Annotated in this window: 20 protein-coding genes and 1 tRNA gene; 14 read left to right on the forward strand and 7 right to left on the reverse strand. The window is 58.5% G+C overall.

Annotation, left to right across the window (positions count from 1 at the left end; genetic code table 11):
* Positions 1-15 precede the first annotated feature (15 nt).
* The 5 genes from GNZ12_RS02645 to GNZ12_RS02665 form a co-directional block, all read right to left on the reverse strand.
* A complete protein-coding gene (locus tag GNZ12_RS02645; protein WP_216673078.1) occupies positions 16-783 on the reverse strand; it encodes a sensor histidine kinase in 768 nt (255 codons plus the stop codon).
* A 102-nt stretch (positions 784-885) separates the two neighbouring features.
* Positions 886-1839: a DUF4118 domain-containing protein gene (locus GNZ12_RS02650; RefSeq protein WP_172308872.1), complete on the reverse strand. Its 954-nt coding sequence runs from the start codon at positions 1837-1839 to the stop codon at positions 886-888.
* Positions 1840-2088: 249 nt separating this feature from the next.
* Complete coding sequence (locus GNZ12_RS02655) at positions 2089-3201, reverse strand: alkene reductase (RefSeq protein WP_172308873.1); 1113 nt, start codon at positions 3199-3201, stop codon at positions 2089-2091.
* 357 nt (positions 3202-3558) lie between these two features.
* The gene (locus GNZ12_RS02660; RefSeq protein ID WP_172308874.1) at positions 3559-4464 is read right to left on the reverse strand and encodes a LysR family transcriptional regulator; all 906 of its coding nucleotides are present in this window, start codon (positions 4462-4464) and stop codon (positions 3559-3561) included.
* A 171-nt stretch (positions 4465-4635) separates the two neighbouring features.
* Complete coding sequence (locus GNZ12_RS02665) at positions 4636-5775, reverse strand: FAD binding domain-containing protein (RefSeq protein ID WP_172308923.1); 1140 nt, start codon at positions 5773-5775, stop codon at positions 4636-4638.
* A 353-nt stretch (positions 5776-6128) separates the two neighbouring features.
* Between GNZ12_RS02665 and GNZ12_RS02670 the strand changes: the two genes are divergently transcribed.
* The 3 genes from GNZ12_RS02670 to GNZ12_RS02680 all read left to right on the forward strand — a co-directional run bounded on the left by GNZ12_RS02670 (position 6129) and on the right by GNZ12_RS02680 (position 8686).
* Positions 6129-6779 carry a DsbA family oxidoreductase gene (locus GNZ12_RS02670; protein ID WP_172308875.1) on the forward strand — a complete coding sequence of 217 codons (651 nt, stop codon included), beginning with the start codon at positions 6129-6131 and terminating at the stop codon, positions 6777-6779.
* A 196-nt stretch (positions 6780-6975) separates the two neighbouring features.
* On the forward strand, positions 6976-8232 hold the full coding sequence (locus tag GNZ12_RS02675; protein WP_172308876.1) for an NAD(P)/FAD-dependent oxidoreductase: 1257 nt from the start codon (positions 6976-6978) through the stop codon (positions 8230-8232).
* Positions 8233-8590: 358 nt separating this feature from the next.
* A tRNA-Sec gene (locus tag GNZ12_RS02680) sits at positions 8591-8686 on the forward strand.
* A 435-nt stretch (positions 8687-9121) separates the two neighbouring features.
* On the opposite strand, the gene GNZ12_RS02685 is transcribed toward GNZ12_RS02680, so the two are convergent.
* Positions 9122-10075 carry a LysR family transcriptional regulator gene (locus GNZ12_RS02685; RefSeq protein WP_172308924.1) on the reverse strand — a complete coding sequence of 318 codons (954 nt, stop codon included), beginning with the start codon at positions 10073-10075 and terminating at the stop codon, positions 9122-9124.
* 99 nt (positions 10076-10174) lie between these two features.
* Between GNZ12_RS02685 and GNZ12_RS02690 the strand changes: the two genes are divergently transcribed.
* From GNZ12_RS02690 to GNZ12_RS02715, 6 genes are all read left to right on the forward strand, one after another.
* Entirely contained in the window at positions 10175-10930 is a 756-nt protein-coding gene (locus tag GNZ12_RS02690) for an SDR family oxidoreductase (protein WP_172308877.1), read from the forward strand.
* Between the two features lie 102 nt (positions 10931-11032).
* Positions 11033-11671 carry a glutathione S-transferase family protein gene (locus GNZ12_RS02695; RefSeq protein WP_235993538.1) on the forward strand — a complete coding sequence of 213 codons (639 nt, stop codon included), beginning with the start codon at positions 11033-11035 and terminating at the stop codon, positions 11669-11671.
* Positions 11672-11751: 80 nt separating this feature from the next.
* Complete coding sequence (locus GNZ12_RS02700) at positions 11752-12117, forward strand: nuclear transport factor 2 family protein (protein WP_172308878.1); 366 nt, start codon at positions 11752-11754, stop codon at positions 12115-12117.
* An 86-nt stretch (positions 12118-12203) separates the two neighbouring features.
* Complete coding sequence (gene wrbA / locus GNZ12_RS02705) at positions 12204-12803, forward strand: NAD(P)H:quinone oxidoreductase (protein WP_172308879.1); 600 nt, start codon at positions 12204-12206, stop codon at positions 12801-12803.
* 97 nt (positions 12804-12900) lie between these two features.
* Positions 12901-13461 carry a cytochrome b gene (locus tag GNZ12_RS02710; protein ID WP_172308880.1) on the forward strand — a complete coding sequence of 187 codons (561 nt, stop codon included), beginning with the start codon at positions 12901-12903 and terminating at the stop codon, positions 13459-13461.
* An 8-nt stretch (positions 13462-13469) separates the two neighbouring features.
* Positions 13470-14462, forward strand: a complete 993-nt coding sequence (locus GNZ12_RS02715) for a YceI family protein (protein WP_172308881.1) — start codon at positions 13470-13472, stop codon at positions 14460-14462.
* Between the two features lie 224 nt (positions 14463-14686).
* On the opposite strand, the gene GNZ12_RS02720 is transcribed toward GNZ12_RS02715, so the two are convergent.
* Positions 14687-16039: an MFS transporter gene (locus tag GNZ12_RS02720; protein ID WP_172308882.1), complete on the reverse strand. Its 1353-nt coding sequence runs from the start codon at positions 16037-16039 to the stop codon at positions 14687-14689.
* A 368-nt stretch (positions 16040-16407) separates the two neighbouring features.
* Here GNZ12_RS02720 and GNZ12_RS02725 point away from each other — a divergent pair, with 368 nt between their 5' ends.
* From GNZ12_RS02725 to GNZ12_RS02745, 5 genes are read left to right on the forward strand one after another with little or no spacing between them, the layout of a single operon-like run.
* Positions 16408-16869, forward strand: coding sequence for a MaoC/PaaZ C-terminal domain-containing protein (locus tag GNZ12_RS02725; RefSeq protein ID WP_172308883.1), 462 nt, complete (start codon positions 16408-16410; stop codon positions 16867-16869).
* A gap of 18 nt (positions 16870-16887) precedes the next feature.
* Positions 16888-18465, forward strand: a complete 1578-nt coding sequence (locus tag GNZ12_RS02730; protein ID WP_172308884.1) for a class I adenylate-forming enzyme family protein — start codon at positions 16888-16890, stop codon at positions 18463-18465.
* 53 nt (positions 18466-18518) lie between these two features.
* Positions 18519-18908, forward strand: a complete 390-nt coding sequence (locus tag GNZ12_RS02735; RefSeq protein WP_235993551.1) for a Zn-ribbon domain-containing OB-fold protein — start codon at positions 18519-18521, stop codon at positions 18906-18908.
* Between the two features lie 48 nt (positions 18909-18956).
* Positions 18957-20054, forward strand: a complete 1098-nt coding sequence (locus tag GNZ12_RS02740) for a thiolase C-terminal domain-containing protein (protein WP_235993540.1) — start codon at positions 18957-18959, stop codon at positions 20052-20054.
* Between the two features lie 19 nt (positions 20055-20073).
* Positions 20074-21183, forward strand: coding sequence for a CaiB/BaiF CoA transferase family protein (locus tag GNZ12_RS02745; protein WP_172308887.1), 1110 nt, complete (start codon positions 20074-20076; stop codon positions 21181-21183).
* Positions 21184-21302: the final 119 nt, after the last annotated feature.

Raw genomic sequence — 21302 nt, forward strand, 5'->3', positions numbered from 1 at the left:
ACAACGGCCCACTCATCACGACTCGTTCACCTTGGTCGGCGGAAGACTGAAATGGAAGACCGCACCCTGCCTCACATGATTGGATGCCCAAACTCGCCCTCCGTGGGCTTCAATGATTGACCGGCAGATCGACAGTCCCATTCCCATGCCGTTTGGCTTCGTGGTGAAAAACGGTTCGAATAGCTGATTGGCTGTCTCCGGCTTGATCCCGTTGCCGGTGTCATGCACCGCGACCACAGCGTAACCTTGCTCGTCCCGCAGCGTCTCGATCAGTAATTCGCGTGGCCTGTCGCTCAAGGTGTCCATTGCCTGAATGCCGTTTATCACCAGATTGAGGATCACTTGCTGAAGTTCGATCCGATCGGCGAATAGGGGCGGCAACTCGGGGCTGAGTTTGAGGCGCAGCGAAACCCGGTGGCTCACGACCTCGTGCTGGACCAGGGACACAGCGTCGTTGATCACGTCGTTGAGATCCAGCTGCATCTTCTGTGAGACACCCTTTCGGGTGAGCTGGCGGACGCGCCGGACGATTTCGGCCGCGCGCTTGCCGTCGACGATCATACGTTCCACGCAGGCTTGTACTTCCTCCGGAGACGGGATCGGGTGGCCAAGCCATCGCAGACAGGCCTCTCCGTTCGTCACGATAGCCGCGAGCGGCTGGGTGACTTCGTGGGCAATCGATGCGCTGAGTTCCCCAAGGGCGGTTAAACGCGTGACATGAGCGAGCTCCGCCTGCACTTCACGCAATTGCCGCTCCGCGAGCCTGGCCGCGGTAACGTCCATGATCGCGCCGACAAACCGCCGTATGGCGGGGTCATCCCGTACCGCATGTGCCACGACGTGAAGATGCTTGATCGTGCCGCCAGGCATCAACAGTCGATGTTCCTAGTCGAAATCTTGCCCGGTCTGTGCTGCCTGATCGATCATCTGCCTGACGAACGCAACGTCGTCTGGATGCGTGCGCGCGAGTGTCATTTCGATCGTAGGCGTGGTTTCGCTGTCGTACTCGAAAATCCCGAAGCTTTGATCGGACCAGAAAATTTCTCCACGAGAGACGTTCCAGCCAAAACTGCCGGTGAGGCTCAGTGTCTGTGCTTCCGCCAGGTACTGTGCCTGGTTTCGGCGTAGCGCCTCTTCGGCGCGTTTGCGCTCCGTCATGTCAATATTGGTTTCGAGTATCGCGAGTGGCCGCCCGCTTTCGCTCTGCTGCAACGACCAGCGGCTTCCCACAATGACGTTCACGCCGTCCCGCTTCGTGTGGACGAGTTCGCCCTCCCACGACCCGGTGCGCAATAACGTCTCGTTAATCTCATCAAGGGGAGTGTGGAAACGGGTTTGCAGGAGATCGTGAGAAGTTTTGCCAAGTGCCTCGCGCTTTTTCCACCCGTAGAGTTCCTCGGCGCCTCGATTCCAGTAGGTGATCACGTCGCTCATATCGCGAACAAAAACTGTGTCGTGCGCAAGGTCGAGAAGCCGGGCCTGTTCGCGCTGCGCATTTCCGAGCTGGCGTATATGCCTGACCAGTGTAGTGATCGCTAGCGACGTGATCAGAAAAGCCGTCAGCGCAAGAAGATCCCGTGCGTAAGTGACTCGAAAGCTAAAGAGTGGTTCTGCAAAGAAATAGTTAAGACAACCTAAGGCGAAAATGGAGAAGACGATAGAAGAAATCAAGCTGTCCATGAGAGACAGCAACACGATCACAATCAGGAAGGCAAACCCTGTTGCACTCAAGTCGAGCCCAAGCCGGAAGCACAGCCAGGTCGCGCCGCTCAGGACCATGACGCCTGAGAGCCAAAGCACCATGAGATAGCGCAGCCGGGCGAGCCGGTCGGTCATCATGTCTGATCGTGCCGCGAGACGGGCTGGACGATGCTGCTTTCGGATTTCACGATCTGCAGGTTCCCGGGATAATGTCATCGACGTATGGGGGATTCAGCCCCCCATTGTGCACAGGATGTCCTGAGCGTAAATTAATTGTCCTTAAATCACGCAGTGGGTTGAGCAGTGCAACGCTGCGCGAAATCAGCAGGGCGGAATCGTCCGCCCCGCATACAACGTTTTAAAGCTGGCGAGCGGGAAAGCCGACGCTTAGTTCATGGTCGGGTAGTCGGTATAGCCCGTCACATCCCCGCCGAAGAAACTTGCGCTGTCGGCGGCATTCAGCGGGTGTCCGTCGCGCAGACGGGCCGGCAGGTCCGGATTCGCGATGAAAGGCCGTCCGAACGCAATGATGTCGGCCCGGCCGCTGGCGATCGCCGTTTCGGCGGTATCACGGTCATAGCCGCCGGCGATCATCAGTACGCCTTTGAATTCGTCCCGTAGCAGTTTGATGATAGCGTCCCAGCGCGGGTCGAAGTTCTCGTCCTTCACCGTACCCACCATCGCGGGTTCGACGAGATGCAAATAGGCGAGACCGTAGTCGTTGAGTTTATTCACGATATAGCCGAACGTTGCCTCAGGCGTTTCATCGCCCATTCCCATGAAACGTCCCATCGGGGTGAGGCGAACACTGACGTTTTGCGGACCCACTTCGTCGCTGACAGCGGCGACGACTTCAAGCAGCAACCGCGCGCGATTTTCGATGCTGCCGCCGTAGCTATCGAGGCGGTGATTGCTGTTGCTGTTGATGAACTGGTCCAGCAGATAGCCGTTCCCGGCATGAATTTCAACGCCGTCCATGCCGGCCGCGATCGCATTGCCTGCGGCACGCCGGTAGTCGGCGACGATTTCTCGAATGCCTTCAACGGTCAGTTCCTGCGGTACCGGTACGTCACCCCACACGCCGTTGCCCGCCTCGTCGAGAATGAACGTCTTTCCGGGCACCGGCATGGCGGTGGGTGCAACAGGCAGGCTGCCATTCGGCTGGAACACGGGATGCGAGACGCGGCCGACGTGCCACAACTGGAGGAACATGTGGCCGCCTTCTTCATGAACAGCCTTGCTAACAGCACGCCAGCCTTCAATCTGCTGTTCCGTGTGAATACCCGGCGTCCACGCATAACCCTGGCCTTGCTGTGAGATCTGTGTTGCTTCGCTCACGATCAATGCCGCGCCGGCGCGTTGCCGATAGTATTCGACGTTCAGGTCTGTCGGCACGTTCCCCGGTTGGCCGGCGCGCGAGCGCGTAAGAGGGGCCATCGCAACGCGGTGATCGAGGGAGAGGCGGCCCAGCTTGATAGGGTTAAAGAGGTGCTTCGTCATGGTGTATCTCCGCAAAGATGTGAGGCGCGCCTTGCAGCGCCGCCGTGTGCATTTCAAGGCATGGCCTGGTGCAGCACGCCTTACCTGATCCTTCCGCAACGCGCCTATCAGACGTCGTGTTCGTCGTTGGCGGTCATGCAGCGGTGCTGCATGTCTGTGCGGTTGGTTGATGTGTGTAAGGTTAGGCGAGACGGGGCCTGGGCGGAATCCCAACGGCGCGCTACACAGCATTGCGTGGTGAGCAAAGATCGAGGAAGGCGCAGCGGGTGTAGCCGGCGTTTGCCGGTATTGACCGAACACCCGTTGCCAATGATTGACGTGAGATCGGGTTCAGCGATCAGCACGCCGCGAAAGCGGTTACTGAGGGCCGCCCGCCAGTTCGGAGACGAAATCGATAAACGCATTGACTCTTCGCGATCCTCGCTGATTCGGCAGATACAGCGCGCTCACGACAGCCCGTGCGTCGTTCGGTCCCGCCTCGAACTCGGCGAACAGCCGGGTGAGGGCGCCTGACTGTACGTCCGACGCCACCAGCCAGTCGGGAAGCAACGCGATGCCCATGCCGTCCAATGCTGCTTCGCGCAATACTTCGGAATTGTTCGCCCTGAGTCTGCCCGTCACCGGCACGCGGCTTTCTTCCTTGCCACGCGAAAATGTCCAGACTTGGGGTTCTGTCGTATAGGTGAACCGAAGGCATTCATGGCCGATCAATTCGTCAGGAGACGCGGGATAGCCTGCTCGATCGAGATATTCGCTACTCGCGACCAGATAACGAGCGAAGGTGCCGACGCGCTTGCTTACGACGTCGGCCATGGCAGCGACCTCGCCAAGGCGAATAGCGACGTCTATTCGCTCGCTGACCAGATCGACAAAGGCATCGCTAAGTTTGACGTCCAACTCCAACTTGGGATATTTTTGCAAGAACACCGCGAGGGCAGGTGCGATCCGTCGGGATCCGAATGCGACGGGCACGGACACGCGTAGCGGGCCCGATGGTTCGCCGCTTCTGTCCGAAACCGATGCGTCGGCATCGGCCAGATCTTCGAGCAGCTTCTTCGCTTTGGCGTAGTAGGAGGTCCCCGCTTCGGATAAGGTCACCTGGCGGGTGGTCCGATTCAGGAGTACCGCGCCCAGCTCCTTCTCAAGCGAATCGACCGAGCGCATGACCGAGGATGTGGCCAGTTCGAGGCGCCGTGCCGCGCTCGAAAAACCGCCTGCCTCAGCGACTTCCACGAACGCTCGAAGCGACAATAGCTTGTCCATAAACCTGGCCTATACAGTTTGCTGGTTTGCTGTGGGCACGCCATGCGGCAAGCGCAGCCATCTTTCTGAATGTATCAGAACCGTTAATTATCTGGCGGACAATTAAGGTCTGATCGAAGCTCGACGATTGCAGGCAGTCGTTACGGGGGCCTTCACCATTCCGGTCAGGCACTAGCGGCGAAGCTTCATAATGCGGTCACCCAGAGAAATCCCAAGGTCCGACATGCTGATGCCGAGCCGCCTTTGCTGCAACTCCCAGCCGGACAGCGCAGACTGCAGGTGCTCGCCGCCCTTCGAGAGCGCGTGAGCTAGCGCGACGGCGTTCGCGGCGGCCTTTGCGGTGCTGCCTGCTGTATGCGGACGTGGTACGTACGCAGAATCGCCAAGCAGAATCGTCCGGCCGAAGACCATTTTTTCAACCCTGAGGTCCTGGATTGCCTGAACGAACGGCTCGGCCGTAGCCCGAACGAGGACCTGCAGCGTAGGCGCGAGCAACCGGCCAGCGGCGGAACGCAGTTCGGCGATATCGTTGTCTTTTGTCGTTCCCGGCGGCAGTGACGTGCTGCGTTGCGTCCCGTTTCTGTCCAGCATCAATGCCCTGAGACTGTCGCTGGACATCGGGCGGTACCAGACCCAGTTCCAGCGCCGCCTGCCGCCCTCGGTTGCACCGTCTTCCCCGGGTACGAGATAGACCAGAATCAGATGTGCTTCACCTTGCTGGAAAGTAAAGCGATCACGTAGAACATTGGCAACATCGACCGGCAGATCATTTTCTTCGACAAGACCGCGCCACGCGACATAGCCTGCATAGCTGGGCTGCGAGTCAGGCAGCAGCTGAGCCCGAACCGTAGAGCGCGCACCATCGGCGCCGATCAGAAGATCCGCCTCTTCGACGCGGCCACTTTCAAAATGAGCCTTGACCGTTTCACCGGTTTGCTCGAGATGAGTGAAACGTTCGCCGGGATGAATGACTTCAACCGGCAACGCACGTCTCATGGCGCTGTAAATAAGGCTCCATGAAGTTTGCGTCTGAGGCATGTAGAACTGATCGATGATGCGGTCGTTCTGGTCGAGATAGATGCGATCGCCGGAGTCCACGCCTGGATAAGCCGGCAGTTTCACGCCGCCGAAACGGAAGGCTTCCAGAACGTCGGGTTGCAACACGATCCCTCCACCCCGGCTGTCGAGTTCATTGGGTGACTGCTCGAAGAGCTTGACGTCCCATCCGACTGCGCGCAGCGCGGTCGCTGTGAAAAGGCCGCTGAGCGAACCGCCGATAACGATTGCAGAGGGTCGATTGACATTCGCCATGAGGTGTTCCTGATGATTCTGCGTCTGATCTTTCTGTTGAGCCATGGCGTTCACCGCGTTCTCCTGCTATTGCCCGATAGCGGAAGATTAGCCGTTGCGGAAGCAGCAGAGAATCGAGACGCGACGCAATCCACCTTTGCGAGATCGGCAAAAATAGTGTTTCAGACATATCGTGGTGCGCTGCGTGGGAAAGAGCGGCTTCGTGCATGAGGTGAGAGACTCCAGCCAGACTTCGCCGTTCGCCGCGTCTTATTGCCGGCCACGCAAAGGTACATTGCTTCGCATTGCCATTCCGATCGGCTGATAGCCGCGCTATCGTTTGTCATGCAAACAATCTATTTTGGAGATGTTCGATGAACAAGCTGCATATCGAGGTCACATACGATTTCATTTGTCCCTGGTGCTGGATTGGCGAGGAAAAACTGAAGAAAGCGATTAGCGAAGCGAACGCCGTCGAGCAAACGAAACTCGTGTTCGTTCCTTATGAATTGAATCCTGGTATGCCCGTCGAAGGTCTCGACCGTAAAGAATACCGGTCGGCGAAGTTCGGGAGTTGGGCGCGCTCGCAGGCAATGGATGCTCAAGTCACGGCGGCCGGACGGCAGGTCGGTCTGGAATTCCACTATGCGCTGGCGAAGCGCACGCCGAACACGCTGGCCGCACATCGGCTTGTATGGTTCTTGCAACAAAGGCATGACGTAACGGCGCTCGTGGAAGCGATCTTCCATGCGTATTTCTCCGCTGGCCGCGATATTGGAGACGTCGCCGTGTTGACGGAGATCGCGGTAGCTACGGGCTTTGAGAAAGACCACGTCGAAGCGTTATTCATGTTGGACAGTGGAGTAGACGAAGTACGTGCGCTTGAAGCTCGATCGATCGGACATGGCGTCAGCTCGGTACCGTCAGTGAAGATTGGCGATGAAATTATCAGCGGCGCACAGTCTGTCGCTCTGTTTCGGGCAACGCTAGAGGGTGCCCTGAAACCCCACGCCACCGCGGCGTAAGCAGGGCCGCAGTGGCTATGGGCTGCTCGCCTCGAAGCTTGGGCGGCAGCCCTACTCGCGCTACACATTCAGAAACGTTAACTCGACTGTGAGATTGCATTGGGTCAGCATGCGCAGTTAAGAAACAAGAAACTGCAGCGGTGGCGCTCATAAGAGGCAATCTCGACGGGCGTGGCAGGTTTGTCGTGGAGGTGCGATGGACGGCGCAAGAGTGGTCAGGGTTCTTGGGGCGGCACACAGCAAGGAAGCGTACGAGATCCGGGACTTCCTCGCCCGAGGCGTGGTCGAGTATGAATGGTGCGAAATCGCATCAGACGAAGCGTGCGTCCGGGAACTAGGCGTTTCCGGTTTTGGCGACATCAAGTGGCCTGTTGTCGTCTTTCCAGATGACTCCAGGTTAGACGCGCCGAGTTTAGCGGAGATCGCGGCCAAGCTTGGGTGGGTCTCGCGTCCACGTTATCAGGAGTATGACCTGTCGATATACGGGGCGGGACCCGCAGGATTATCCGCCGCGGTCTACGCGGCATCGGAGGGCCTGCGGGCTGTCGTTATCGAACGGGCTGCCGTGGGCGGGCAAGCGGGAACGAGTTCGTTCATTGAAAACTATATGGGTTTCCCGCAGGGCATCGCCGGTGCGGAATTGGCTGAACGCGCCCGTCAGCAGGCAGTGAAGTTTGGCGTCGAACTGCTTATGATGCGCGAGGGCGTGCACGCCACGTTTGTGAATGGAAAAATTGAAGTCAATCTGGCGGACGGGACGCTGCTAAGGGCACGCGCCAATATTTGCGCGACGGGTATCGAGTACCGTAGCCTGGGAATTCCCAATGAGCAAAGGTTGTTGAACGCTGGGTTGTACTACGGCGCGGGCGCGAGCGAAGCGTCAATTTGCACTGGAAAAAAGATTTTCATCGTAGGCGGCGGAAATTCCGCAGGGCAGGCCGCGATGAATTTCGCGCGAACCGCGGAGAGTGTCACATTGATCGTTCGCGGCGAGTCCCTTGCCGCAACGCTCTCGCATTACCTGTTGGATCGCATTGCCCACACGAGCAACGTCCGGGTTGTCTTTGAGTCGTCTGTCTCAGCAATCTATGGCGATACTCAGCTTGAAGCGCTGCAGATCACGGACAAAGCGGGTGGAACTCAGGTCGTTTCGGCAGACCGCCTATTCGTCTGTATTGGCGGCGCACCGAACACAGAGTGGGCAAAAGACACCACGATCGTCCGGGACAGGAATGGGTACCTTGTGACAGGCGCCGATCTGAGCGACTTTCCCCAGTTCGAGACTTGCTGGCCGCTCGAGCGGCGCCCTTACTTTCTGGAAACGAGCGTCCCTGGTTCCTTCGCAGCCGGTGATGTCCGCTACGGGTCGGTCAAGCGGGTTGCGTCAGCGGTTGGGGAAGGGGCCATGGCAGTCACGTTTGTTCACCGGTATCTGGCGGAATCGATGACTTGAATTATCGGTGCTCGCATCCGCCGTGGGGAAGGTAGATCAATGTCGCCATAACAGTCACCTTCGATTTTATGTGCCCCCGATAAACCTTCCCGATAGCGTTGATTTCACCGAAGCCCAAAAAATACCTGCCAAGGTAGTCAGCGCGCAAACAGGCATCTGTTGGGCTTGCCGGCTAGTGCTGTAGTGGAGCAGCCAGCCGGTCGTTCACTCGTGTAAGCTATAGTGCCGAACACACTTCGTGTCAGTGTGAGTTCGTGTCAATCGCGCATGGGCAACCAATACGTGTCGCAACGTGCGAGCAATCGGTTAGTGTCGTTTGCTACATTTTCAGCGGTTCGGGACAAGTTCAATCACCGTAGGAAGGCATTCGTATCCGGTGGTGCGGCTGGGCTTCAAACCCAGTTGAGGGCGTCAGACGCGCTCAGGTCGGTTCGACTCCGGCTGCCTTCCGCCAGCCGGGGCTTCCTGGTTGATCCCATCCTTCGCGGGCCCTGATGGTCGACGCGTGCCTGGCAAGGTCACACTGTCGCGCGGTGAAACACGGTGGTCCCTGGTGCCAGGCACGCCGTGGCTCTCTGGTGCCTATGCAGTCGTGGTCAATGCCGAATTGGAGGATTCGTCAGGGAACCGCGTAGGACAATCATTCGAGCATTCCGCGACTTCCGCAGCAGAGTTGCCACACGACACTTCGCTTCCCTTTCGTATTCGATAAGCGACACCTGCTATGCGTCTCGCTCTATCGCAAACAACTCGCCGCACACTTCGCCCTCCTGGCAACGCTTCACGGAGATCACCCAAGATCCGTCCGCTTTCTGAGCGAATGCACGTCCTCCTCCAAATGCGTCGCGAACTCTTTAACGGGGACAGCGCCTTTTGGAAAGGGTCGCAATCACCGGCTGCGATGGCTAGGTGACTTCCAGCCCATCAGCGTCTCGGCGCTCCATTCCGCCGAGGTGAGTTTGGAGATGAAGAAGTCGGCCAACGCGCTAACCTTTGCTGGCCGTGCGCGGGCCGTGGGTGTGACGAAATACAGACCGCCTTCGGGCAAGCGCCAATCGGTCAAAATCGGTTCAAGTTGTTTGTCCGGGAAATACTGCGTCGCAACGAACTCGGGAAGCTCAGTTATGGCAAGTCCCGCGAGGAGTGTGGGCAGTAACGCTTCTACGTTTGTTGCCCGCAATGCCCCGGTCGGTGTGATCGTGCATTCCTCACCATTTTTGTGAGTAAAGCGCCAAACGTCCCGCTTGCTCCTGTTGGCGTAGGTCAGGCACTGGTGCGCGCCAAGATCATGCGGGTGCTGCGGACGACCATAGCGAGACAGGTAGGTTGGAGATGCCACGACAAACCGGCGCACGGGTGCAATGAGACGTGCAGCGAGTGACGAATCTTCCAGGATGGCGATACGGAGGGCTGCGTCAAAGCCATCACCGATCAGATCAGCATGGACATCCGTGAGATGAAGTTCCACGGAAATATCCGGATAGGTCCGGAAGAACTCCGGCAGCAGTGGGGCAACCCAGCGCGCGCCGAAGGACAGTGGCGCAGCGAGCTTGACCAGACCACGCGGTCGGCTTGACGTCTCACGGGCGATATCCTCAGCTTCTTCGGCGTCGGCGTAGATTTTCGACGCGCGTTCGGCGAGCAGATGGCCATAGTCCGTGAGGGCGAGCCGTCGGGAGGTGCGGTTAAAAAGCCGCCCCCCCAGTCGCTCCTCGAGGCGGGTGACGGCCCGGGAAACTGTGGCAACGGATACGCCCATTGTCGCCGCCGCAGCAGCGAACGAACCTTCTTCGGCGACCTTCGCGAACATCGCGAATCCTTCAAAGTCAGGTAACTTTGACATCGACAATCCTGCAACGATGGTTTTCAATCATTTCTATTTCGAAAAGTAGCATGCTGCCATACATTTGTCTCATCGCACAGCTGTGCATGGAGATAGATCATGGTACGCAAACTGGAAGGAAAGATAGCGGTCGTCACCGGCGGGACAACTGGTATCGGCCTTGCCACCGCCAGGCGTTTTGTGGCCGAGGGTGCGCGGGTCTTTGTGACCGGTCGTCGTTCGGCCGAACTCGATGCCGCCGTTGCAGCGATCGGGCCGAGGGCGACCGGCGTGCAGGCGGACTCCGCCAATCTTAACGACCTCAACCGGCTCTACGAGCGCGTAAAGACTGAGGCAGGCCGCATCGATGTGCTGTTCGTCAATGCTGGCGGTGGCTCTATGTTGCCCCTGGGGGCAATCACCGAAGAGCAGTATGACGACACGTTCGGTCGCAACGTGAAGGGCGTGCTCTTTACGGTGCAGAAGGCGTTGCCGCTTCTCGTCGACGGCGCCTCGGTGATACTCACGGCGTCCAACGTCAGCATCAAGGGCACACCCGCGTTCAGTGTCTACAGCGCATCCAAGGCCGCGGTGCGTAACCTCGCCAGGAGCTGGACGCTAGACCTGAAGTCTCGCGGCATCCGCGTGAACGTCATCAGCCCGGGCCCGATCAAGACACCAGGCCTGGTCGATCTGGCCGGCCCCGATAGCGCGCAGCAGCAGAGCATGCTCGACTACATGGCCTCGACCATCCCGCTCGGGCGCGTGGGCGATCCCGACGAAGTCGCGGGCGCCGCTGTCTTTCTCGCTTCCTCCGATTCGAGCTTCATCGCCGGTACGGAAATCTTCGTCGACGGTGGACAAGCTCAGATTTGACGAGAGGTCCCGGAGCGGCCGTGCGATTCGATGCCGGCTACTCAATTCCAACAGCGCTCCAAGCGCCGCCATAGGCGATCAAACCGCACAAAGGAAATGCTCATGAGCACAATGTTCGAAGTTCACGCGTTCGCCACGCCCAACAGTGTCAAAGTCCCCATCGCACTGGAAGAGATGGGGCTCGACTATCGGCTCGTGCCCGTCAACCTGCGTCAGGGCGCGCAGAAGACCGCCGCCTTCAAGGCAATGAATCCCAATGGGAAAGTACCGGTTCTCATCGATCGTTCTGTTCCCGACGAAGGCGATCTGGTACTCGGCGAGTCCGCCGCGATTCTGGTCCACCTTGCCGAGAAGACTGGACAACTTCTTCCCAAGGACGGCCCTCGGCGCGGTAAGGTCTTTGAACAACTTTTCTTTCACGCTTCCGGCCTCAGCCCAGCGTTCCTGCAGGCGTTCCTGGTCGCGATCCAGTCGTCGCCTCAACCCGAGGCAAAAGCGCGTGCGCTCGCGGAGGTTGATCGGACGCTGGGCGTTCTCAACGAGGAACTCGAGCGTCATCCGTACGCTGCGGGTGACGAGTACAGCATTGCTGACATCGCCCATTTTGGGTGGGTGTGGCGTCATCAGGCCATCGGCGCGACCCTCGACAAGTTTCCGTTCGTGGCTAGTTGGTATGAAGAAATCGCGACACGACCGGCTGTCGTCACCGCCATCGAAAGAACCATGTCACTCGCTAAGTAGTACGACGCAACATCCAATTTTTAGCCATTCACGCAACCCGACCTGGCTAGGTTCGTAGTCAATCAGTAAGGAGAATTGTTATGAACGACCGTATCAACGAGCTGCTCTATCGCAACCTTCAGGAAGTCTTCGGCGAGGGCGACGCTAAACGTCGTCGCGCGGCCATCGAGGAACTCTATACCGAGGACTGCGTGCTCTACGCGCCTCCGGGTGTATTCGTCGGGCACGATGCTCTTGACACATTCGCAGGGGAGCTTCGCGCGACGCACCCGCATTTCGCCTACACGCCGCACGGTGAGGCTCAGGCCCTGCACAACGCCGGCCGTTTGGCGTGGGGATCTGGTCCGCGGGGTGAGGCCCCCGAATATACGGGCGTGGATGTGATCATCGTTCGCGATGAGAAGATCGCCGCGCTCTATGTATTCCTTGATTCCATGCCGTCGTAGCTGCGAGATGATCTCCTGGGTTGTCCATTGCGCAGGCAACGTTCACCAAAGCGGTATCGCCGCGTAAATATAAATAGGAATTCGAAATGTCTAAAGTTCTAGTTCTGTATTACTCATCGTATGGCCACGTCGAAGCATTGGCGGACGCCGTGGCCGAAGGTGCGCGTTCGACGGGTGCCACAGTCGATGTCAAGCGGGTCCCGGAAACGGCGCCGGAGGAGGTGGCCAAGGCCGCCTACTTTAAGCTCGACCAGCAAGCGACGGTTGCCACCGTCGCCGAGCTCGCCAACTACGATGCTATTGTCGTCGGCACGCCGACCCGGTTCGGGCGCATCTCGTCGCAGATGGCGGCATTCCTGGATCAAGCTGGCGGCTTGTGGATGAGCGGCGCGCTGAACGGCAAGGTAGGCGGTGCCTTTGCCTCGAGCGCCAGCCAGCACGGCGGGCAGGAAACGACCTTGTTTTCGATTATCACCAACCTGCTGCACTTCGGCATGACCATCGTCGGCCTGCCGTACAGCCACCAGGGGCAGATGACGCTGGACGAGATCGTCGGCGGTGCGCCCTATGGCGCCACGACCATCGCCGGTGGACAAGGTCAGCGCCAGCCGAGCGCGATCGAACTCGCCGGCGCTCGCCACCAGGGCGAACTGATCGCCCAGACGGCAAACAAGCTGTTCGGCTGACCGTCGGTCACCAATCGCGCCGTTGCGCGAACGGTGGGGCCAGGCGGATTCCCGCGTGGCCCCATCGATCCCGACTTCTCGCCAACTTGAGGAACGCATGGCTTCGAATTCTCCGCCAGCAGCGCCCGCCGGCTATACGCGGACCGCGGTCGCGCTGCACTGGCTGATTGCGCTGCTAATCGTCTGTGGTTTCGCGCTCGGCTGGGTGACGACCGACATCCCGGGTTTTACGCCGACGAAGCTCAAGTACTTCTCGTGGCACAAATGGATCGGAGTGACCGCGTTCGTGCTCGCGATTGCGCGTGTGCTGTCGCGCGCGACTCACATGCCACCGCCGCTGCCGGCGGGCATGCCGCCGCTGCAGCGGATCGGTGCGCATGTCGTGCACATGCTGTTGTACGTACTGATGCTCGCGATTCCCGTGACCGGCTACTTGTATAGCTCGGCGTCGAACATTCCGGTCGTGTACCTCGGCATCGTACCGCTGCCGCGCCTGATCGATCCTGATCCGCTGCTGAAGGAAACGTTGAAGACGCTGCACATCTCATTGAATTACGTCTTGCTGACGCTCGTTGGGCTGCACGTGTTTGCGGTGGTCAAGCATCAGCTGATGGACCGTGACGGCCTGCTGTCGCGGATGCTTCCCTTTGCCAAATGAAGGATCCCATGAAGGTGTCTTTTTCCCGTTCCCTGGTGGCCGCGTTTGCGGCGGTGTCGCTCGTTGCGTCGGGCGCCGCGCTCGCTGACGTTGATCTCGCGAAGAGCAAGGTGTCCGCCATCTCGAAGCAGATGAACGTGCCGACCGAGGGCGTGTTCAAGAAGTTCTCCGCGCAGATCAGGTTCGATCCGGCGAACGCCGCGCAGGGCAGTGCACAGGTGTCGATCGACATCGCGAGTTTCGACCTCGGTGACAAGGCGTACAACGATCAGGTCGCCGGCAAGGACTGGTTCGACGCGAACGCATACCCGCAGGCGACCTTTGTGTCGACGGCGATCGCGCCGGCCGGCGGCGACCGGTACAACGTGACCGGCAAGCTGACAATCAAGGGCAAGACCGAGACGCTGACTGTTCCGGTCATCGTCACACAGGCTGGTGCGACGCAGACGTTCGACGGGGTGCTGGCGATCAAGCGCTCGGCATTCGCCGACGGGTCGACGTACCAGTTCGATCCGAACCACACGTACCCGACCTTCGAGGCCGATCACTTCGGTGGTCTGTCGGTGTGGCGCGGGAAGTTCGACAAGTCGAGTGGCACGGTGACGCTCGATCGCGCGGCGAAGACCGGGACGGTTGACGTCACGACCGAAATCGCATCGGTCCACACGGGCAGCACGAAGCTCGACCAGGACCTGCAGTCGGCGCAGTTCTTCGACGCGGCGAAGCACCCGGATGCGACCTACAAGGGCACTATCAAGTTCGACGGTGACAAGCCGTCTGAGGTCGTTGGCAACCTGACGATGCACGGCGTGACCAAGCCGCTGACGCTGAAGATCGACTCGTTCAAGTGCATGCCGCATCCGTTGCTCACGCGCGAAGTGTGCGGCGTCGACGCGGCCGGCGAATTCGACCGTGCCGACTTCGGTGTTGACTACGGGAAGGCATACGGCTTCAGCATGAAGACCAAGCTGTTGACCTCGGCCGAAGCGCTCAAGCAATAAGCCCGCAGTGCAGCCGCCTGTCGCTTGGGCCGTTCGCAACGCGCCGCCGGGTTCCGCCTCTATGGGGTGGCGGCTCTGTACTGTCGGCGCGTAGCACTGGCCGGGCGGGCTCGGCATCTATCATCGACCGGTTACCGCGCAACCAGTACCCGGTTGCCTGCGCGAACGAAAATGACCGGATTCATCGGAGTGCTGACGAAACGAATGTGACGTAGGTGTCGATATCAGGTCTGGCGCCAGAAAATGTGATAGGACAGAAGAATCACCGCACCACAAAGTGAGCCCATTGCCATCATTGTGCTAACTGCGGCGTTACTCAGGCCGGACGCAAACAGAAATCCAGAAATTGTAGGCGAAGCGATACCTCCGAATCGCCCGACGCCGGTGACGAACCCGGCGCCAGATGCGCGAACTCGCGTGGGAAATGCACGCATCATGTATGCGTACAGGCTCGATTGGCCACAATACAGTGCTACCCCAACCAGCCCGCTTGCGACAAAAAATTCGTTTGACATGCGATGAATGCTGGCAAGCACGAGTAGTGCGACGGTGCTCGCAATCAAGGAGAAGGCTATCAGCGACTGGATTCGAATTCGGGTGGCCAGAAATGCGGCGAGCAAGGCACCAACGAGTCCGCCGCCACTGCACCACGCGAATGCGTGAGCTGCGCCTGAAGCCGTGTAACCAATGTCCGTTGCAATCTTGGATAGCCAGTTCAGACAGTAGTAAAAGGTGGCACCATGCAGTGCATACGTCAGCGTGACGACAACGGTGATGACCAGCAGATCTTGCTTGAAAAGTTCGACAATCGGCGCTTTCGCAGTGGTTACCTGTTTTGCCTCGATCCGTGCAATGGATTCCTTTGCCATTCTGCCGAGCACTGAGTTGATGCGTGCGAGAGCGTTGACTGGGCGAGTGGCGACGATAAATTCAATCGATTCCGGCACAATCAGCGCCGAAATAGCGGCTGCCAGGAAGGTGCCGATTGAGCCACACAGGAACACCGACCTCCAGGACCAATGAAATAGAAGCACAGCTGCGAAGTTGCCGCCCACCAAGCCCCCGACTGAAAAACCGACGGTGATAAGAACCGTTACACCGTTACGGACTCGATCATTTGAGTATTCCGCTGCCAGCGCGGTAATGCCTGGCAACAGCGCACCGACTCCCAGGCCTGTAATAGATCGCCCTAGGACGAGCACCATGGGACCGTTGGCAATCGTGCAGATAGCCATCCCACAGCCGGCAAGGATGAGGCTAGCAAGCATGATTGGTCGCCTGCCGAAGCGATCACTTAGCGGGGCGATCAGGAGGGCTCCAGTGCCGCTACCAATAAGGCCGGCAGAGGCAATGACACCGAGTATGTCAGGTGGGAGCTTGAGGTCGGCTCGAATGCCTGGAAGCGCGAAAGCCACGGCAAGGAGATCGTACCCGTCGAGAGCATATAGGCAAAACAACACGACCACCAACGCGACCTGAAATTTCCCCATGGGGCTGGTGCGAATGATGGTTACTGGATCGCTTCGCGAGTGATCCTCCGGCATTGATCCGTCTAGCGTCCTGTCGGTTTCATACATAGGTCTTCTCCATTTGCAGCTGCTTATATCAGGCGGCTCAGCGAACTTTCGACGAAGTCGCGGCATGAATGCATACGCCACCGCGCCCAGTAGTCGGCAACTGCTTGGATTTACCGACTATCCGGGGAGCTTCGCGCCTCATCTCGACGTGGTGCGACTGACCCCACCAGCGAACGAGCCCTAGTGCACACATTCCTACCGATTGGAAAACGGTTAAATAGGTGTATCTACTTAACAAATAGGTCTATTTGTTTCTTTGAATTTTGACTATGCTGTGTCTTGTCGACGTCGTTTGCGTCGCGAGGCTGACCACTGCGAGTGGTCGTTTGCCGCGAATGCGCGGTTATGGTGAGAAAGGAGATAGTTAGATGGCTGCAGGACGATTCGCCAAGTACTGGCATGACTTTGAGGTAGGCGAGGTGATCGAGACCGCGCCGCGTACGATTGAGAGTGGTGACGTAGGCTTGTTTGCCGGGCTCTCGGGAGACTTCAATCCCGTGCACGTCAATGCAGTGGCGGCGGAAAAGGGCATCTTTGGCGAGCGAATCGCGCACGGGCTGCTTACCTTGGCTGTCACGTCGGGTCAGATCAATCAGACTGCGCTTTTCGTTGGCACGACGATCGGTTTTCTGGGATTGGACAAGGTTCGCTTTTCCAATCCCGTGCGCTTCGGCGACACGATCTTTACCTCGGTCAAAGTCACTGAAGCTCGGGCCTCGAGCAAGGGCGACCGGGGTGTCGTCGCGATGGAGGTCAAAGTCGTCAACCAGCGCGACGAAGTGGTGCTGACTTATGACCAGGCGTTGCTGATGGCCGGTCGGCCGGCCTGATTGAACGGAGACGTGAGAATGAGCGGACTGGAGACATTTGGCACGGTCAGCGACGCGCTCGCCAGGCGCGCTCGGGACGCAGGGCAGTCGCTTGCTGTGTCATTTCCGCTCGAAGGTGAGCGACTGACCTTCGAGGATTGGGATAAGTACGCAACGCAGGTTGGAAAGGGCTTGCTCGAGAGTGGGCTTCAGCCCGGTGACCGGTTGGCGCTGTGGTCGCAGAATTCCATTGCCTGGCTGATTACCTGCCTTGCAGCGGCTCGTGCAGGGTTGATCCTCGTTCCCATCAATACGTACTTTGGTGAGGGGGAGCTTGTCTATGCACTCCGGCAATCGGGTGCAAAGGCGATTGCGCTGTCCAAATCGTTCCGCTCGAAGTCATATTTTGATGTGTTCTCGGGTGCGCGGCAGAAGGTACCGGACGTTGGCGTTACGGTCGTACTTGATGGTGAGGAAAGCGGGTGTCTAAGCCTTGCCGCGCTGCGTGATATAGGAAGGGCCAGTGACAGGACGCTTCCGGACGTGCCGCCAAGTGCCCCGGCGGTCATCATCTACACGTCGGGTACGACCGGTTACCCGAAGGGTGCGACGCTTACGCACGAGGCGGTGATGGCACAGGGCGCATTGAGTTCTCGGCGCCTTGGAATGCGAAGTGACGATCGGGTCACATGCGTCATTCCAATGTTTCACAGCGCATCTTATTGCACGGCAGTGCCGGGATGTCTGTTTACTGGTGCCACGTATATCGGACAGGACGCGTTCAATGTTACCAGCATGCTGCAGGTCATCGAGTCCGAGAAGGCGACCGTGCACTTTGCCGTACCGACTACCTTGAGCGCGCTGCTCGACCATCCGGATCGGGCTTCGTATGATCTTTCGTCACTGCGGGTCGGAACCTGCGGGGGCATGGATGTTGACGCCGCTGTTCTGCGCCGCTGTGCAGCGGAATTTATCCCTGGGATCGTCCAGATTTACGGATTATCAGAGGTCAGTGCCATTGCCGCGTGTGGCGATCCGAATGATCCAGACAGATTCGACAATTGCGGGCAAAGCCTGAACGGATACCGTATTCGTGTCGTTGATCCCAACAACGGGCTTGAGGTCGCCCGAGGGATTTCCGGTGAAATCCAGATTAGCTCGCCATATGCGATGCGCGAGTACTTCGAGATGCCTGAAGAGACGAAGGCTACGTTCTCTGATGACGGCTGGGTCAAGACCGGCGATATCGGCTTCCTGAGAGAAGACACAAAGCTGGTTGTCAGTGGTGGTCGCCTCAAGGACATGATCATCCGTGGCGGCGAGAACATCTATCCAGCGGAGATTGAGCGTGTACTGACTGCATACCCGGGAGTCGAACAGGTCGCGGTTTTTGGAATCAAGGACGCGTATTACGGTGAAATCGTAGCAGCTGCGATTATCGGAAACGACGAACTCTCAGTGTCTGACCTGGATCGGCATTGCCGAGAACAGCTGTCAAGTTACAAGGTCCCAGTCAAATATTTCCGCATGGAACGTTTTCCGCTTACTGCTAGCGGAAAGGTTCGAAAGGTCGAGTTGAGAGAAATGGCAACAAACGATCAACTCTTTGGTCTGTAAGCAAGGCTGCAGAATTGAATAGGAAACGGATGAACATGGAAACTTCGCGTCCAATGCCGGTCCCAACGCCGGAAACTGCGCACTTTTGGGAAGGTACTCGACTCGGTGAGTTGAGGCTTCAAGTTTGCGACGATTGCGCACACACCTATTTTCCGCCACGACCATTTTGCCCTCGTTGCGCGAGTCGTTCGGTTTCGTTAAAGCGCGCGAGTGGTCGCGGGACTTTGTACAGCTATGCGATTTCGCATCTGCCAGCTCCGGGCTTCACCCCGCCATACTCGATTGCCGTCGTTGAACTCGAAGAGGGGCCGCGGCTTATGACGAATATCATTGGGTGTCCGCAGGAACCTGAAGCACTTCAGCTGGATGCACCTGTGGAAGTGGTCTTCGCGAAACAGAACGACGACATTACGCTACCTTTGTTCAAGCTCGTGGAGGCATAAATGGCGCGACGTTCTGTAGCCGTCGTAGGATCGGCGGAAAGTACCCGAATGGGTAAAGTACCCGAGATGTCGCAGATTCAGTTGCATGCAGATGCAGCACTGAATGCGCTGGCCGATGCTGGTTTGCGTCCTTCAGATATCGACGGCATTGCAACGGCCGGAGAGCCGCCCGAGACTGTCGCACATTACCTTGGAATCAAGCCACGGTGGATTGATGGAACGGGAGTCGGCGGCTGCTCGTTTATGCTCCATCTTCGCCACGCGATGGCAGCAATCGAATCGGGTCTGTGCCGTACTGTCCTCGTAACACACGGTGAAAGCGGGCGCTCGCGAGTTGCGCCTACGGGCTTCCCGATTCCTGTCCCGGGTAGCCTGTTGCAACAGTTCGAGACACCGTTCGGCACCACTTATCCGCCGACAATGTTTTCGATTCCGGTGCTGCGTTACCTGAAGCAGCACGGTCTGGACGAATCTGCGCTGGCGTCGGTCGCGGTGGTTCAACGACAATGGGCTGCGCTCAACCCGCGCGCGAGCCAGAAGGATCCGATTACGATTGAGGACGTCTTGGCGTCCAAGATGATCGTCTACCCCTTCCGATTGCTGATGTGCTGTGTTGTGACCGATGGCGGCGGAGCCATTGTATTGACGAGTGCCGACAGAGCTCCAGACTTACATGAACGCCCGGTTTACATTATTGGCGCCGGTGAGAGCTGCGAGACCCCGATGATCAGCCAGATGGAGGACTTCACGACGTCTGCTGCGTTCCGGCGTGCAGGCCGCGATGCGTTCGCAGAGGCGGGTATCAGCCACACGGACGTGGATCATCTGATGCTTTACGACGCTTTTGCACACCTTCCCCTTTATGGACTGGAAGACCTCGGCTTTTGCCAGCCTGGTGAAGCGGCAAGCTTCATCAGGGAGGGGAACACTGCTCCCGGCGGGCGGCTTCCCGTCAATACCAACGGCGGTGGATTGAGCTACATGCACTCCGGTATGTATGGGATGTATGCACTGCAGGAGTCGATTCGCCAGGTCAGAGGTATCGCGGCGGCACAAGTGCCCGACGTGGAAATTTCTGTTGCCCATGGGGTGGGCGGCATGTTCTACACGAGTGGGACGGTGGTATTCAGTAGAACGCGGCCTTGAGTTGTGGTTGGAGTTGAAGATGAATTCATTTGCAGATCAGAATCCACCTTTGGTGGGGCCGCTCAAAGGTATTCGCCTGGTAGAGTTTGCCGGTATGGGCGCAGCACCATTTGCGTCGATGCTGCTTGCCGATCTAGGTGCGGAGATCGTTCGCATCGAACGTCCAGACTCTACAGATGAGCCGGCAAGTCCAATTGCGGTGCGCGGTCGGCGCCGAATTCGGGCCAACCTCAAATCTCCGTTCGACGTTGCCCGAGTCATGGAGTTGACTGATCAAGCGGACGGGTTGATCGAGGCGTACCGGCCAGGCGTAATGGAGCGCGTCGGACTGGGTCCAGCGGAATTGCTCGCGCGTAACCCGAAGCTCGTGTATGGAAGACTCACTGGTTGGGGGCAAAGGGGCCCGCTGGCGTACTCTGCAGCGCATGATATCAATTACATCGCGATCACCGGCGCGCTGGCTGCAATCGGGTCGAAAGAGCGGCCGATACCGCCACTTAACGTTTGGGGCGACTTTGCGGGCGGGGCGCTCTATCTGGTCATGGGCATGCTGGCCGCAATGACTGCTGCTCAACGTACCGGCCTTGGCGACGTGATTGATGCAGCGATGTGCGATGGATCAGTGTCGTTGATGACAGCGATCATGGAAAAGACCGCAGAGGGCAAGTGGTGTGAAGAGCGGGAAGCGAACGTGTTTGACGGCGGGGCGCCGTACTACCGGACCTACGAGTGTGCGGACGGTCGCCACGTGTCTATCGGTTCCCTTGAACCTGCATTCTTTCAGCAACTCTGTGAGCTGACCGGTCTGAAGTCGTCGGTAGCTGCGAGTGAGCGGGAGCGCCGGGAGAACTGGGCGGCACTACATGCAGACATGGAAGAGCTCTTTCGACGGAAGACGAGAGATGAGTGGACCGCGATACTCGAAGGCACCGACGTTTGCTACGCACCTGTCCTTACGCTTTCGGAAGCACAACGGCATCGGCATCTGGTAGAGCGGCGGGTTTTCGTCGAGGAGGGAGGGATTGTCCAGCCAGCTCCGACACCACAGTTTTCGACTGGCGAGTTGCCGGTTCGGCCTGTCGATCCGGCACCGCTTGACATTGCATCATTTGAAGGATTTGTCTCCTGACCACGGGTTGTAACGCGATATAACACGAATCCAGCGCGCTGAGATGGAGTGGACCAGACCGCAGCCGGATCACGGAAGCGCGGTGTTGCCTGATGAGAGGATTGCCCAGAGTTGCAGGG

Source organism: Paraburkholderia solitsugae, assembly GCF_013177695.1.
GTDB lineage: Bacteria > Pseudomonadota > Gammaproteobacteria > Burkholderiales > Burkholderiaceae > Paraburkholderia > Paraburkholderia solitsugae.

What these genes read in the sequence shown, in the direction of transcription:
- GNZ12_RS02715 (WP_172308881.1), top strand. Translation starts at nt 13,470, where the DNA reads ATGAAGGTGTCTTTTTCCCGTTCCCTGGTGGCCGCGTTTGCGGCGGTG.
- GNZ12_RS02740 (WP_235993540.1), top strand. Translation starts at nt 18,957, where the DNA reads ATGGGTAAAGTACCCGAGATGTCGCAGATTCAGTTGCATGCAGATGCA.
- GNZ12_RS02700 (WP_172308878.1), top strand. Translation starts at nt 11,752, where the DNA reads ATGAACGACCGTATCAACGAGCTGCTCTATCGCAACCTTCAGGAAGTC.
- GNZ12_RS02675 (WP_172308876.1), top strand. Translation starts at nt 6,976, where the DNA reads ATGGACGGCGCAAGAGTGGTCAGGGTTCTTGGGGCGGCACACAGCAAG.
- GNZ12_RS02735 (WP_235993551.1), top strand. Translation starts at nt 18,519, where the DNA reads ATGCCGGTCCCAACGCCGGAAACTGCGCACTTTTGGGAAGGTACTCGA.
- GNZ12_RS02710 (WP_172308880.1), top strand. Translation starts at nt 12,901, where the DNA reads ATGGCTTCGAATTCTCCGCCAGCAGCGCCCGCCGGCTATACGCGGACC.
- GNZ12_RS02655 (WP_172308873.1), bottom strand. Translation starts at nt 3,201, where the DNA reads ATGACGAAGCACCTCTTTAACCCTATCAAGCTGGGCCGCCTCTCCCTC.
- GNZ12_RS02745 (WP_172308887.1), top strand. Translation starts at nt 20,074, where the DNA reads ATGAATTCATTTGCAGATCAGAATCCACCTTTGGTGGGGCCGCTCAAA.
- GNZ12_RS02650 (WP_172308872.1), bottom strand. Translation starts at nt 1,839, where the DNA reads ATGATGACCGACCGGCTCGCCCGGCTGCGCTATCTCATGGTGCTTTGG.
- GNZ12_RS02730 (WP_172308884.1), top strand. Translation starts at nt 16,888, where the DNA reads ATGAGCGGACTGGAGACATTTGGCACGGTCAGCGACGCGCTCGCCAGG.
- wrbA (WP_172308879.1), top strand. Translation starts at nt 12,204, where the DNA reads ATGTCTAAAGTTCTAGTTCTGTATTACTCATCGTATGGCCACGTCGAA.
- GNZ12_RS02665 (WP_172308923.1), bottom strand. Translation starts at nt 5,775, where the DNA reads ATGGCGAATGTCAATCGACCCTCTGCAATCGTTATCGGCGGTTCGCTC.
- GNZ12_RS02720 (WP_172308882.1), bottom strand. Translation starts at nt 16,039, where the DNA reads ATGTATGAAACCGACAGGACGCTAGACGGATCAATGCCGGAGGATCAC.
- GNZ12_RS02645 (WP_216673078.1), bottom strand. Translation starts at nt 783, where the DNA reads ATGGACGTTACCGCGGCCAGGCTCGCGGAGCGGCAATTGCGTGAAGTG.
- GNZ12_RS02685 (WP_172308924.1), bottom strand. Translation starts at nt 10,075, where the DNA reads ATGTCAAAGTTACCTGACTTTGAAGGATTCGCGATGTTCGCGAAGGTC.
- GNZ12_RS02670 (WP_172308875.1), top strand. Translation starts at nt 6,129, where the DNA reads ATGAACAAGCTGCATATCGAGGTCACATACGATTTCATTTGTCCCTGG.
- GNZ12_RS02690 (WP_172308877.1), top strand. Translation starts at nt 10,175, where the DNA reads ATGGTACGCAAACTGGAAGGAAAGATAGCGGTCGTCACCGGCGGGACA.
- GNZ12_RS02660 (WP_172308874.1), bottom strand. Translation starts at nt 4,464, where the DNA reads ATGGACAAGCTATTGTCGCTTCGAGCGTTCGTGGAAGTCGCTGAGGCA.
- GNZ12_RS02725 (WP_172308883.1), top strand. Translation starts at nt 16,408, where the DNA reads ATGGCTGCAGGACGATTCGCCAAGTACTGGCATGACTTTGAGGTAGGC.
- GNZ12_RS02695 (WP_235993538.1), top strand. Translation starts at nt 11,033, where the DNA reads ATGAGCACAATGTTCGAAGTTCACGCGTTCGCCACGCCCAACAGTGTC.